This window comes from Thalassotalea sp. ND16A, from assembly GCF_000764205.1.
In the GTDB taxonomy this organism is placed as follows: Bacteria; Pseudomonadota; Gammaproteobacteria; order Enterobacterales; family Alteromonadaceae; genus Thalassotalea_A.
In genome coordinates this window covers 100,359-113,319 of the sequence record NZ_JQDZ01000012.1, presented here as the reverse complement: position 1 = coordinate 113,319, position 12,961 = coordinate 100,359, and the positions used below count along the sequence as shown (strand labels likewise).

Annotated in this window: 12 protein-coding genes; 7 read left to right on the top strand and 5 right to left on the bottom strand. The window is 42.7% G+C overall.

Features of this window, described 5'->3' with window-relative positions; genetic code table 11:
- Positions 1-154: 154 nt before the first annotated feature.
- Genes ND16A_RS16155 through ND16A_RS16165 form a run of 3 tightly spaced genes read right to left on the bottom strand, consistent with a single transcriptional unit; the run spans position 155 to position 4,162 of the window.
- Positions 155-1,162, bottom strand: coding sequence for an ABC transporter permease (locus ND16A_RS16155; protein ID WP_033076169.1), 1,008 nt, complete (start codon positions 1,160-1,162; stop codon positions 155-157).
- Complete coding sequence (locus tag ND16A_RS16160; RefSeq protein ID WP_033076168.1) at positions 1,155-2,045, bottom strand: ABC transporter ATP-binding protein; 891 nt, start codon at positions 2,043-2,045, stop codon at positions 1,155-1,157. Before ND16A_RS16160 ends, ND16A_RS16155 begins: the two co-directional genes overlap by 8 nt.
- Positions 2,036-4,162 (bottom strand): tRNA(Met) cytidine acetyltransferase TmcA, encoded by a 2,127-nt coding sequence (locus ND16A_RS16165; RefSeq protein ID WP_052072826.1) that lies wholly within the window; start codon positions 4,160-4,162, stop codon positions 2,036-2,038. Before ND16A_RS16165 ends, ND16A_RS16160 begins: the two co-directional genes overlap by 10 nt.
- Positions 4,163-4,357: 195 nt before the next feature.
- Between ND16A_RS16165 and ND16A_RS16170 the strand changes: the two genes are divergently transcribed.
- The 6 genes from ND16A_RS16170 to ND16A_RS16195 are packed head-to-tail and all read left to right on the top strand — an operon-like array spanning position 4,358 to position 8,935.
- Positions 4,358-4,513 carry a periplasmic nitrate reductase, NapE protein gene (locus ND16A_RS16170; protein ID WP_033076167.1) on the top strand — a complete coding sequence of 52 codons (156 nt, stop codon included), beginning with the start codon at positions 4,358-4,360 and terminating at the stop codon, positions 4,511-4,513.
- A gap of 6 nt (positions 4,514-4,519) precedes the next feature.
- On the top strand, positions 4,520-5,026 hold the full coding sequence (gene napF / locus ND16A_RS16175; protein WP_033076166.1) for a ferredoxin-type protein NapF: 507 nt from the start codon (positions 4,520-4,522) through the stop codon (positions 5,024-5,026).
- A complete protein-coding gene (locus tag ND16A_RS16180) occupies positions 5,026-5,292 on the top strand; it encodes a chaperone NapD (protein ID WP_033076165.1) in 267 nt (88 codons plus the stop codon). Before napF ends, ND16A_RS16180 begins: the two co-directional genes overlap by 1 nt.
- Before the next feature lie 9 nt (positions 5,293-5,301).
- Positions 5,302-7,800, top strand: coding sequence for a nitrate reductase catalytic subunit NapA (gene napA, locus ND16A_RS16185; protein WP_200880797.1), 2,499 nt, complete (start codon positions 5,302-5,304; stop codon positions 7,798-7,800).
- 10 nt (positions 7,801-7,810) lie between these two features.
- Positions 7,811-8,338 carry a nitrate reductase cytochrome c-type subunit gene (locus ND16A_RS16190; protein ID WP_052072825.1) on the top strand — a complete coding sequence of 176 codons (528 nt, stop codon included), beginning with the start codon at positions 7,811-7,813 and terminating at the stop codon, positions 8,336-8,338.
- Positions 8,339-8,347: 9 nt separating this feature from the next.
- Positions 8,348-8,935 carry a cytochrome c3 family protein gene (locus ND16A_RS16195; RefSeq protein WP_033076164.1) on the top strand — a complete coding sequence of 196 codons (588 nt, stop codon included), beginning with the start codon at positions 8,348-8,350 and terminating at the stop codon, positions 8,933-8,935.
- 531 nt (positions 8,936-9,466) lie between these two features.
- Here ND16A_RS16195 and ND16A_RS16200 read toward each other — a convergent pair.
- Together ND16A_RS16200 and moeA are read right to left on the bottom strand one after the other, a co-directional pair.
- Positions 9,467-9,997, bottom strand: a complete 531-nt coding sequence (locus tag ND16A_RS16200) for a hypothetical protein (RefSeq protein ID WP_033076163.1) — start codon at positions 9,995-9,997, stop codon at positions 9,467-9,469.
- Positions 9,998-10,133: 136 nt separating this feature from the next.
- Positions 10,134-11,381 carry a molybdopterin molybdotransferase MoeA gene (gene moeA / locus ND16A_RS16205; protein ID WP_033076162.1) on the bottom strand — a complete coding sequence of 416 codons (1,248 nt, stop codon included), beginning with the start codon at positions 11,379-11,381 and terminating at the stop codon, positions 10,134-10,136.
- A 284-nt stretch (positions 11,382-11,665) separates the two neighbouring features.
- Here moeA and ND16A_RS16210 point away from each other — a divergent pair, with 284 nt between their 5' ends.
- Positions 11,666-12,874, top strand: coding sequence for an alginate export family protein (locus ND16A_RS16210; RefSeq protein ID WP_033076161.1), 1,209 nt, complete (start codon positions 11,666-11,668; stop codon positions 12,872-12,874).
- Positions 12,875-12,961 lie beyond the last annotated feature (87 nt).

The following is a 12,961-nucleotide window of genomic DNA, read 5'->3' as shown; positions in this document are numbered from 1 at the left end:
GCACTAGCGACATCAGGGACCTCATTGAGCGTGCAGTGATTTAAATAACTCCGCGTTAGAGGCTCGTTATGAATTAAGGAGGTCCCACATCTCGCTATTGCTCGTGATGGGATGACGCGGTTAATTGTTTCTGATTAATACTGAAAATTAAAAATTAACGATCACCATCCCAACTAAATAATTTAGCACTCAGAGCTAAGCACCCGGTAGTCATAACCGATAACACGATTAATTGGTAACTCACATCACTTAGTGTTGCGCCCTCGGTGATGATGCTGCGCGCCGCACTGACTAAATGCGTTAACGGGAATATTTCAGCAACCGCTTGCACCATTTGCGGTGCGCCTTCTAATGAAAACCATACCCCCGAGAGTAGCATCATTGGCCAGGTTGCCATATTCAACAAGCCACCCACCAATTCCTGACTTTTACTGCGGGTAGAGATCAATAGGCCCAAACTGATTAAACTCATCGCGCCCACCACGGCAATAATAAATAAGTCCAGATAACTGCCAAGCATGATGAAGTCAAAGAACAGATCACAGCCGATATAGACCACCGAAACCATAAACAACACGATAAATAAACGCGATAACAATTGTGCCGAAATAAATTCCAGTGCCGATAATGGCGTTGCTTTTAAACGTTTTAATACTGAATTTTTTCGATAACGAACAATGACATAGCCAACACCAAACAAGCAGCTGAACATCATATTCATCCCGAAAATTCCCGGTAGTACCCAGTCTAGATAGCGTATTGGCTTTCCGGCAGTCACCATACGTTGAAAACCATTGGCCTCATAGATAAAAATTTTCTCTACCATATAGCTTTTCGGTGACTCTTCATTAACCCAATATTGCTGCTCTGGTTGATCGATGATCAAATCGATTTCATGTTGATCCAATTTCACCATCGCTTTGTCTAAGTCAGCATAATTGACAAAATCGATGAATTTGGTTTGCAAAAATGGGTGCTGAGTTTCAGCCTGATTAAGTACCCCAACTTTGTAAACTGCCCGGCCTTCCCCGGAAAATACAAAAGAAAATATGACCAACAACAACACCGGAAAAAATATATTCCAGCCCAGTGATGATTTATCACGGAAGAATTCCAGGTTACGGGCTTTTACCACGGCAATAAAACGGGAGAATTTAAACATGAACTGTCTCCCCTTCTAATGAATGACCGGTGAGCTTTAAAAATAAATCGTCTAAATTAGCCGATTTAATGTGTAAGCCGGTGAGTGGAATGGCCAACTCGATTAACGATTTCATCGTTTGCTCGACGTTGGTGGTTTTTATTTCCACATGCGTGTCTTGTACATGCCAGTTGTTTTCTTTGGCCAACTCTAAGCTGATATTTTCAATCGGCAAATAGATGAATACTTGCTTAAAGTGACGATTTAGCAATTGCTTGGGCGAGCCTTGCGCTATCACTTTGCCTTTATTCATGATCACAATATCATCACAAAGTTGCTCAGCTTCGTCCATGTAATGAGTGGTTAAAATGATGGTTTTGTTTTTCGCTTTAATGTTTTCAATTAATTGCCAGAAATGACGTCGAGATTGCGGATCTAACCCCGTAGTTGGCTCATCTAAAAACAATATTTCCGGGTCATTAATTAACGCCAGGGCCAGTAATAATCGTTGCTTTTGGCCCCCCGAAAGTAAACCATTATCTCGGTCGACAAAGTCGGTTAAATCGCAAATTTTCACCAAATTTTCAATTTCAACGGAGTTTTCATAAAACGCCGCAAACAGCGCTAAGGTTTCTTTTACTGTGAGAAAGTCTTGCAAGGCCGTACTTTGAAATTGAATGCCAATTAATTGGCTAACGTCGTTTTTTGATTCGGTAATGTAATTGACTTTACCGGATGTGGCACCGATGATGCCTTCCATGATTTCTATGGTTGTGGTTTTACCGGCACCATTTGGCCCGAGCAGGCCAAAGCATTGTCCCTTATTCACAGTGAAGCTAATGTCGTCTACGGCTTTCACATCTTTATAATGCTTGACCAGGTGTTGTACTGAAATTACTTGCATGCACTCACCACTGTTACTGCTGATAAATAGATATTACTAAAATGCCTTAATTGTGCCACACCTTCTTTGTGCCCGGTGATAGCAAATTCATCGCATATTTGTAACCAATTATGTTTCTGTAATATCTTGCGGATGAATATAGCTATCGCCTTTTGCTCAGTTAGCTCCTTTATCTTTATGTCGCCACAGGCAGAGAAAAACACCCGAGCTAAAGCGGGCGCGCAACTTGAAAGTACCCGATTACCAGCGGCAAAGTCTTTCACCGCTCGCTGATCTGCAGCACTGTTATCGATATTTGACTGTGGATAATAAGGCTTAACCGTTAAAATTTGCAGTACCAGATCGGTGGCTAAATATTGATATTCATCAGTTAAGTAAAACGGAAAGTCTTGATAAAAACTGCTGGTGATAGTTTTTAACAGCTCAGCTGCCGATGAAGAAAGTGGCTGTAGAACCATGGCCGAATGTTCACCGCTGGCCGCATCTTTGTTAAAGCCAAGACGGGCAATGGCATAATCGTTGTTTTGCCAAAATTTAACTAACTGGGCATTGGCGCCAAAGCTGGAAGCGATAAAATCACCACCTTGTTGTTTGGCGTATGCTCGGCAATGGCTCAATAATTGTGTCCCTAATCCCTGCTGTTGGATTTCTGGATGAATCGCAATACGCACTACCCGGTAATACTGGTAACTAAACGCTTGTTCTATACCACAATGAACTAGCAAGGATTGCGGTATCAAGTGGCCACGAATGCGTCGCAATGATTGTTTTACCTGTGCCGATAACTGCTGTTCCACTTTGCCCTCTTTCAATAACCAGGCAATGCCCAACAGCTGCTGTTGCTGTTTCATGATGACCAGAGACACTTGTTCGTTATCCAGTAACATCTTTAAATCACTTGGCTTTGTCTGATAGTGAGCTGTTACTAACAATGAAAACACAGAGTTAAGTAAGTGTTCATCAATAAGCAAATCGTGGCCGCTTAGCACTTGAAAAGACAACGATTGCTGCGGGCTGTATTGTACCTTGGCTAAGCTGGCATTAAGCAGTAAACCGTTAAAGGTAAATTGTTCTAGAGGATCGTATTGATGCCAACGAATGGGTTGCTGAATGTGAAACTCACTACCTTCTGGGCGAAGTTGTTTTAACTCTTTAATAAATTTGCCACTAAAGCCTCTTCCAGCGCCTTCATAACCGTGTATGGTCGATACAAAAACCTGTCGATGATACTGCTTTAATAGCACTCTCAACATAGGCAATGGGATACCCGCAGCTTCATCAACCATTAACACATGACATTTTGGTTGCTGGGCAATTAATACGTCCAGAGCCATGAAGCTCAAACTGGCGTGCCCAAAGGTAAAGCTATTATTTTGCTGTATTCCCTCTGGCAGGGCTTGTTTGAGATGTTTAAAGAAAATAATCAAGGCATCAGGGTGCGGCGCGGTAATTACGATATGTTTATGCCCTTGCCGTAATATTTCTGCCGCCGCTAACGCCAGCGCCGTTGATTTACCCCGCCCCCGATCAGCAGTCAGTACTAACGGGCGGTTACGATGACCGCTGACAACACGCAAAATTTTATCCACTGCCGTTTGTTGTTCGCCAGTGGCGCAGCCATACGCTAATGGAGCTTCAGTTTCACTTACTTTATCGGAAACGTCTTTGTCAAAGAAGGCTAATTCTGGCAATTGTGGTGCCGATTGTTTAAGCAAATGAATTTGTGGATAATCGCGAATTAAGGCGAGAAAGCGCTGGCAAAAAGCACTGTTTTTAACATGCTCTTCAGCAATGGTTAGGAGCAATACCCCACCTGCAACTAAAGTCCCACTGAGCGCGGCAAATGCATCTACTTTAAAGTCATCATCGACACTAAAAAAAATGGTTTGATGTTCGGTTCCGAGTTGTTGCCGATAATTTTTGTTATTGACATGTTTTAACCCAACAATAGGCTGTTGACTAAAGGCCAAAACCGAAGAAAAATACGCCACATTCGACAGGCTGTTCAGCTGCTCAATTAACCAGTCTTGGTGACCGACAAAAACCAGCATACCACGGGCGCCGACTGGCGCCAATGAGGCGCAAAAATCCTCAACAAACGTTTGCAAATTACTCACGCTAACCTATTAAAAAATATATTTATTTCATTAGTGTAACAGAGTTGAAGAGAAATTTTAGTGATGTCGTTCATTAACTATACAATCAGCAACAAATATCCCTAATTAATTTAAGGACTTTGATCAGGATCAAGCCGCTTTTTTTCATATTGAACTATACTCTCTGCAAAGCATAATTATTTACAGAGTAAAGCCATGAATGACTCGCCTGAAATTAGTAAAAAAGACGAACAAACTTCCTTTATTTTTTTAACCGTATTTCTTGCCCCAATCCTGGCGGTACTGATAGTCGGCGGTTTAGGATTCAGCATCTGGATTTCACAGATATTAATGGGTCCTCCAGGAAGTTAATTACCAATGACCAACAGCGTTAACCGATCGAAACGAAATTTTCTGCGTGGCAGAAAGGTAACACAACTGGCGACCTTTCGCTTACCGTGGATCACCTCGGAAGCGCAATTTATAAAAGACTGTAGCCAATGTGGCGATTGTCTTAGTGTTTGCGAAGAAAACATTATCGTCAAAGGTAATGACGGTTATCCGCAAATTGATTTTACCAAAGGCGAGTGTACCTTTTGTGAAAAATGCGTTGATAGCTGCTCAGAACCGCTATTTAAAACTGACCGAACTGACAAAGCCTGGCCGAGCCGATTCAATATTAAAGATAACTGTCTGGCCAAAACCAATGTCTATTGCCAAAGTTGCCGGGATGTTTGTGAAGCCAGAGCAATCACTTTCAGTTACAGCAACGGCGCTATAGCACAACCACAAATTGATCAGCAAGCATGCACCAGCTGTGGCGCATGCATTCAAACTTGTCCAACTGATTCCACCGAATTACTGCTTATTCAGGAGCTAAATTAATGACCAGCGAAACCACCAAGCAAGCAGAGTTTCATGTTGCCAGCTTTGTCGCGCAAATCACCCCAACGTGCGAAGACGAATTTAAAGACTTAATTACCGCCATCCCAGGCGCTGAAGTACATGCGATTTCAGAAACCGGAAAAATTGTTTTTACCATTGAAGCCACACAGCAATACATCATAGGTAACTACATAGACACAATAAAATCGAATACAGGGCTATTAACCTTAGCCCCTGTATATCATCAATATATAACTGAAGAATAAGGAACAACCATGAAAATGAATCGCAGAGAATTCATCAAGGCAAATGCTGTAGCAGCTGCTGCTACGGTTGCCGGGGTTGCAGTACCAGCTGCGGCGTCTAATTTAATTACCAGTAGTGATTTAACCAAGTTAAAGTGGGACAAGGCACCATGTCGTTTTTGTGGTACTGGCTGTAGTGTAAATGTCGGTACTATGGATGGTAAAGTTGTTGCCACCCACGGTGACATTAACTCACCAGTAAACAAGGGCCTTAACTGTATTAAAGGTTACTTTTTATCAAAAATCATGTACGGCAAAGACCGCTTACAAACGCCATTATTAAGAATGACCGATGGCAAGTTTGATAAAAATGGCGACTTCACTCCAATCAGCTGGGATCAAGCTTTTGATATCATGGAAGAAAAAGCCAAGGCGACGCTAAAAGAGAAGGGTCCTGAAGGCGTTGGTATGTTTGGCTCAGGTCAGTGGACAGTACAAGAAGGTTATGCCGCAGTTAAACTGATGAAAGCCGGTTTCCGTACCAACAATATTGACCCGAACGCGCGTCATTGTATGGCATCAGCCGTTGGTGGCTTTATGCGTACGTTTGGTATCGACGAGCCAATGGGTTGTTACGATGATTTAGAAGCGGCCGATGCTTTTGTATTGTGGGGCTCAAACATGGCAGAAATGCATCCAATTCTATGGACGCGTTTAACCGATCGCCGTTTAAGTGCACCACACGTGAAAGTGGCGGTGTTATCAACGTTTGAGCATCGCAGTTTTGATCTTGCCGATAACGGCATGATCTTTACCCCACAAACCGACTTGGCAATTTTAAACTTTATTGCCAATTACATCATTAAAACAGACAGAGTTAACAAGGATTTTGTTAACAAGCATACCAATTTCCGTTTAGGTAATACCGACATTGGCTATGGCTTACGTCCTGAGCATCCGCTTGAGAAGAAAGCGAAAAACAGTGGTAAAACCGCGGGTGGCTCTTCACCAATTGATTTTGAAGAATATGCCAAGTTTGTTTCTACGTATACGGCTGAATACGTTTCTGAATTATCAAGCGTACCAGTAGATAAATTAAACGCCTTAGCCGAGCTTTATGCCGACCCTAAAATCAAAGTGACGTCATTTTGGACCATGGGTTTCAACCAGCATACTCGTGGTGTATGGGCCAACAACCTGGTTTATAACATTCACTTGTTAACCGGTAAAATTTCGACACCAGGCAATAGCCCGTTCTCATTAACGGGTCAACCATCAGCTTGTGGTACCGCCCGTGAAGTGGGTACGTTCTCGCATCGTTTACCAGCAGATATGGTTGTTGCTAATCCTAAGCACAGAGCCACAGCTGAAAAAATATGGAAACTGCCAGAAGGTACGATTCCACCAAAACCTGGTTACCATGCCGTTCTGCAAAACCGTAAGTTAAAAGATGGTGAATTGAACTTCTACTGGGTGCAATGTAACAACAACATGCAAGCTGCGGCCAACATGAACGAAGAAGGCTTACCAGGTTATCGCAACCCGAAAAACTTCATCGTTGTTTCAGACCCATACCCAACGGTTACTGCACAAGCTGCCGATCTTATTTTGCCAACAGCAATGTGGGTAGAGAAAGAAGGTGTTTATGGTAATGCAGAGCGTCGTACTCAATCTTGGTATCAACAAGTCAATGCTCCAGAAGGCGCAATGTCCGATTTATGGCAATTGGTTGAGTTTTCAAAACGCTTTAAAATGGAAGAGGTTTGGACCGAAGAGTTACTGGCGAAAAAGCCGGAGTACCGCGGTAAGACAATGTTCAATGTGTTATATGAAAACGGTCAAGTAAATGAATTCCCGTTATCTGAAGTTCCGGATGACCGATTAAATCAGGAGTCTCGTGATTTCGGTTTCTACATTCAAAAGGGCTTATTCGAAGAGTACGCTACTTTTGGTCGTGGCCATGCCCATGATTTGGCCCCATATGACAGATACCATCAAGAGCGTGGTTTACGCTGGCCGGTAGTTGATGGCAAAGAAACCAAATGGCGCTTTAAAGAAGGCTCTGATCCATACGTGAAACCTGGCAGTGACTTTGACTTTTATGGCAAACCAGATGGCCGCGCGGTAATTTTCGCCTTGCCATACGAGCCAGCGGCAGAATTCCCGGATGCTGAATACGACTTATGGTTATCAACCGGTCGTGTACTAGAGCACTGGCATTCAGGTTCAATGACTCAGCGGGTACCAGAGCTTTATAAAGCAATGCCTGATGCTGTGGTTTACATGAATCCGGATGATGCGCGCAAACGTAATTTACGTCGTGGTGATTTGGTGAAACTTATCTCTCGTCGTGGTGAAGTGCAAACAAGAGTGGAAACCCGAGGCCGTAACAAGCCACCAAGAGGCTTAGTATTTATGCCTTGGTTTGATGCCAGCCGTTTAGTGAATAAAGTGACTTTAGATGCAACCGATCCACTGTCTAAAGAAACCGATTTCAAAAAATGTGCCATCAAAATTGAAAAAGTTTAGGAGCAGGATCATGACTAAATCACTGAGCACAAGAACAATAGCTAAAAAATCACTAAGCATGAAATCCGTTTTTGCCTTACTTTCTGCCGGCATTTTAATGTCTACGCTCGCAACGTTCACTAACGCGGAAGAAGTTGCTACTTTACGCAATAATACGCCGCTTGAAGTACAGAAAGAGCCAAAGGTAATGCCTTTGGTTTCGAATGACGACATCAAGCAAAAGCGTAATTACCCGATGCAGCCCCCCGTAATTCCACATAAAGTGCGCAATTACCAGGTAGATTTGAAGGTAAATAAGTGTATGTCTTGTCATGCTCGTAACCGTACCGATGAATCACAAGCACCTATGGTTAGTGTGACTCATTATATGAACCGAGATGGTAACTTTTTAGCTGAAATTTCACCTCGTCGTTATTTCTGTAACCAATGTCATGTACCACAACTAGACACCGAAGAATTAGTTGAAAATACATTTAAAGACATGGACACTATAATGAAAGAAAAGCAGAAAGCACAAAAAGCTCAAGCTGAACACTAAGGTGCAATAATGAAAAATTTTATTATCAAAATGTGGCAAACCATACGTCGCCCCAGTGTGCACTTCAGCTTAGGTTTCTTGGTCATTGGCGGCTTTATTGCCGGGATCATTTTCTGGGGTGGTTTTAACACCGCCTTAGAAGTTACCAATACCGAAGAGTTTTGTATCTCTTGTCATGAGATGGAAGACAACCCTTACGAGGAGCTAAAAACCACCATACATTTCAGTAACCGTTCAGGGGTTCGTGCTACCTGTCCTGATTGTCATGTACCACATAAATGGACCGACAAAATCGCTCGTAAAATGCAGGCATCAAAAGAAGTGTGGGGGAAATTATTTGGTACCATCAATACCCGTGAAAAGTTTGAAGGCAAGCGTCGTCACTTAGCAGAAAATGAATGGACCCGATTAAAAGCCAACGATTCATTGGAGTGTCGTAACTGTCATAACTTTGATTACATGGATTTCACTTCACAAAGTACGCGAGCATCTGAACAACACTCTACCTCGTTGGCCAGTGGTGAGAAGACCTGTATCGATTGTCATAAAGGTATCGCGCATGAGCTGCCTGATATGGAAGGTGTAGAGGGCTGGTAAAGACTAGGAACTAGGAACTAGGAACTAGGAACTAGGAACTAGGAACTAGGAACTAGGAACTAGGAACTAGGAACTAGGAACTAGGAACTAGGAACTACAAGGTACAAGGTACAAGGTACAAGGTACAAGCAGTATTATTGGAGCCTCAAGTGTATTTACAATATGCACTTGGGGCTTTTTTGCACGTGGATGTGCTTCTAGCTACGGGCTACGGGCTACGAGCTACGAGCTACGAGCAGCATGTATGAGTGCACCGGCATTGTGTAATGTTTCATAGTTACTGTGAGTCCACGCGGACTGCCAGTAGCTAGCTGCCAGAAGCTCGTTGCCTAAAGGTACAAGCAGTATTGTTGGAGCCCCAAGTGTATTTACAAGATGCACTTGGGGCTTTTTTGCCCATGGATGTGCTTCTAGCTACGGGCTACGGGCAGCATGATTGAGTGCACCGGCATTGTGTAATGTTTGATAGTAACTTTGAGCCCACGCGGACTGCCAGTAGCTAGTTGCCCGTAGCCCGGTGGTTTTATTATCTTATTTAAATTTTACCTGTTTAGTTGATGGTTTATAGGTTCTTACTTCCGGTTCAGTCCATTTGCTATTTTTTAAATAGGCAGTACTGACCACAATATTCTTTCCCTGTAGTGTACTGGTAGATTTTACCTGAGTGATGCCATCGTCAGAGCCACTGACATCCTCATAGGCAACAAATTTATAGTCATCGATGATCTCAATATGGCCACGGGTGAAAAAATCGGCAGTGGTGAAGTAATAAAAGACGATTTTTTGTTGTGCTTTATCCCAAAATATTAGCGACTCGCCGCCATACATACCGTCGTTAATGGAGTGTAAGGTGCGAATGGCTTTGCCATTTAGTGCCCGCTCCCAAGTTGTCACATCGACGACAGAAGGGTTGCCATCCATCATTTTGAAATTAGCTTCCCAGGTGCCTAAAAAGTTGGCAAAAACTTGCAGCTTTGGGTTTAAGTTACTTGGATTTGCTTGCACCAAGCTGGCCAGGGCCAACTGACTTAACAGCAATAAGGATATGAATTTTTTGGACATGGGACTCGCCTGATTTGCTTATAAAAGTTATTAGCAATCGACATAGATCTATGTCGATTGCTATAAGTATAGTCTTTTATATTGCAATAAAAAGCAACGAGCCCTTTGGGATTAGTTGAAGGAAATCAAATTGATATTATTGAAATAAAGCACTGTAAGGTTCAACGAAAACCATTTCACCAGCTTCGACACTGCCCTGCTCAGAATCGAGTACAATAAAGCTATTGGCCGCGCCCAAACTCGATAAAATGCCTGAGCCTTGTGAACCGGTACTGGTCACTTGTGCTTCACCGCTTTCACTAAAGTATAAAATGGCGCGTTGGAAGTCCATTCTGCCTGGTGATTTTTTTAATTTACTGGTGCTTTTCGCTAAAAATTTAGGCTTGGCTTTAAACGTTAAGCCCTGCATTTTTTCAATGCCTGGAGTAGCAAGCTGATAAAAGGTAACCAGTGCCGATACCGGATTGCCTGGCAGACCAAAGAAAATGCTGTTGGCAAGTTTACCAAAAGCAAATGGCTTGCCCGGTTTCATCGCAATTTTCCAAAAATTTATTTCACCAAGTTCCGCTAACACTTCTTTGGTGTAATCCGCCTCGCCCACCGAAACGCCACCACTGGATATCACCACATCGGCCTCAATGTCAGCTTGAATAAAGGCATTGGTAATTGCCGTTTTATCATCACGAATGATGCCCAAATCAAGAATGTTTACGTTCAATTTTTCTAATAAAGCAATTATTGCAAAGCGGTTGCTTTCATAAATATCACCATCATTTAATGGCTCGCCGGGGCTACGAAGTTCATCGCCGGTAGAAAGTACGGCGACGGTTAAAGGTGCGAACACTTCAATTTTGGCAATGCCCAATGATGCCAATACACCGATGTCGATTGCGGTTAGCTTGTGACCTTTAGTAAGCACTTTATCATTGAGCTGGATGTCTTCACCTTGTTTGCGCACATTGCTGTTAGCAACTGGTGCTTTAGTAAAATGCAGTTGGCCATCTTTAACTTCAGTGTTTTCTTGCATCACCACAGTATCGCAACATCTTGGCATTTTTGCGCCAGTCATGATCCTGATGCTTTGCCCCGCTTGAGTTTGACCGGTAAACGGTTCTCCAGCAAAGGAGCGACCGACAATCTCTAAGCCACTATTGGTGTTAATCGCCTGCACACTAAGCTGAGAGTTAAAGGCATAACCATCCATCGCCGAGTTATTGTGCGGTGGCACAAATACTGGCGATATCACATCACCGGCCAAGACTTTGCCAAGAGCATTTTCAATCGCCACATGCTGACTATTTTCTGGGGCCGGCACATTATCTAGCAATTGTTTTAAAGCAAGATCAAAGGCCATTAATCCTGGCGCTGAACAACAGTCTGACATAAATACATTCTTTATAAATTGGTAATAGTTCTTCTATACTAATTCATTGGCTGTAAAAGCCAAAATCCTTTTCGCCAAATATCCCCGACAAAAGCAGTAAAAAGTGATTTACATCAAACTTTTTTTACATAGCAAACAGTTTATTTTAAAGTAAATACTCAATGATAAAAAAGCTGATTTATATCAATGTTTAGCGAGTTAATTTAACCGAAAATAGCGCCATTAAATGAATTAAATACAAACATTAAAAATATAAAAGCGCTAGCGCTTACCAGGAGAAAGTCATGAGAAAATCAAATGCTTTAAAATTAAGTTTAGTGAGTTTAGGTTTAGCAACCGCATTTACTGCTTCAGCAAATATTGGTGGTGATGTTTCAAAAGCGGTTAAAGAGTCTAAAGTTGATGTGTCTTTACGTTATCGTGTAGAAAGCGTTGACCAGGATGGCGTGCAAGAAGAAGCACTGGCGTCAACATTGAAAAGTCGTATCACCGTGACCACTGGTAAAGTGTCTAATTTTAGTGCCAAAGTTGAAGCGGATAACGTTACCGCCATTGGCAACGATAGCTATAACTCTACAGTTAACGGTGTAACCGATCATGCCGTAGTGGCCGATCCCGAAGGCAGCGAAATTAACCAGGCTTATTTACAATACTCAGGCGATATGTTCACGGCTACTGCTGGCCGTCAACGCATCGTTCTTGATGACCAACGTTTTGTTGGTGGTGTGGCATGGCGTCAAAACGAACAAACTTACGATGGTTACCGTTTACAAGCTAAGCCTGTTACAGGCCTTACTCTCGATGCCAGCTATGTATACAACGTAAACCGCATTTTTGGTGAAGACAGTAGCAAATCGGATTTACACGGTGACGTAATATTAGTGAATGCCAAGTATGCATTCAATAAGAAGCACTCGGTGACGGTATACAACTACAGCTTAGAATTTGATAATGCCGCGTCTGCATCAAGCAATACTCTGGGTGCTACCTACAATGGTAAGTTTGATCTAGGCGGTACAGGGTTAGCGGTTAAAGCGGGTTTTGCTAATCAGGAAGATGCCGGCGATAACACAACATCTTTTGAAGCAAGCTATATGGTTGCAGAAGTGATGGCCAAGTTCAAAAGCTTTAGTATCGGTGGCGGTTATGAAGTATTAGGCAGCGACGATGGTAATGTAGCCTTTTCTACACCGCTAGCAACTCTGCATAAATTTCAGGGTTTTGCCGATAAATTCTTATCGACTCCAGCTGACGGTATTGTTGATACCTACGTAAAAGGTGCCACTAAACTAGGTCCTGTTGGATTATCTGCTACATACCATATTTATGAAAGTGACGAAGGTAGCTACGATTTAGGTACTGAGTTTAACATTGCGGCGGGATACAAGTTTAACAAGCAAGTATCTGGTTTATTGAAAGCGGCAAGCTACTCTGCCGATGACCATGCAACCGATACCACTAAAATCTGGTTGATGTTATCTGCTAACTTCTAAGCAATAACCACCGCTCCCCCTTACGTAACACTTTATTGGCCTAAACGCCAATAAAGTGTTACTGTATATGGCAAGCGCACTAATAAA

What these genes read in the sequence shown, in the direction of transcription:
- ND16A_RS16155 (WP_033076169.1), bottom strand. Translation starts at nt 1,162, where the DNA reads ATGTTTAAATTCTCCCGTTTTATTGCCGTGGTAAAAGCCCGTAACCTG.
- ND16A_RS16160 (WP_033076168.1), bottom strand. Translation starts at nt 2,045, where the DNA reads ATGCAAGTAATTTCAGTACAACACCTGGTCAAGCATTATAAAGATGTG.
- ND16A_RS16170 (WP_033076167.1), top strand. Translation starts at nt 4,358, where the DNA reads ATGAATGACTCGCCTGAAATTAGTAAAAAAGACGAACAAACTTCCTTT.
- napF (WP_033076166.1), top strand. Translation starts at nt 4,520, where the DNA reads ATGACCAACAGCGTTAACCGATCGAAACGAAATTTTCTGCGTGGCAGA.
- ND16A_RS16180 (WP_033076165.1), top strand. Translation starts at nt 5,026, where the DNA reads ATGACCAGCGAAACCACCAAGCAAGCAGAGTTTCATGTTGCCAGCTTT.
- napA (WP_200880797.1), top strand. Translation starts at nt 5,302, where the DNA reads ATGAAAATGAATCGCAGAGAATTCATCAAGGCAAATGCTGTAGCAGCT.
- ND16A_RS16190 (WP_052072825.1), top strand. Translation starts at nt 7,811, where the DNA reads ATGACTAAATCACTGAGCACAAGAACAATAGCTAAAAAATCACTAAGC.
- ND16A_RS16195 (WP_033076164.1), top strand. Translation starts at nt 8,348, where the DNA reads ATGAAAAATTTTATTATCAAAATGTGGCAAACCATACGTCGCCCCAGT.
- ND16A_RS16200 (WP_033076163.1), bottom strand. Translation starts at nt 9,997, where the DNA reads ATGTCCAAAAAATTCATATCCTTATTGCTGTTAAGTCAGTTGGCCCTG.
- moeA (WP_033076162.1), bottom strand. Translation starts at nt 11,381, where the DNA reads ATGTCAGACTGTTGTTCAGCGCCAGGATTAATGGCCTTTGATCTTGCT.
- ND16A_RS16210 (WP_033076161.1), top strand. Translation starts at nt 11,666, where the DNA reads ATGAGAAAATCAAATGCTTTAAAATTAAGTTTAGTGAGTTTAGGTTTA.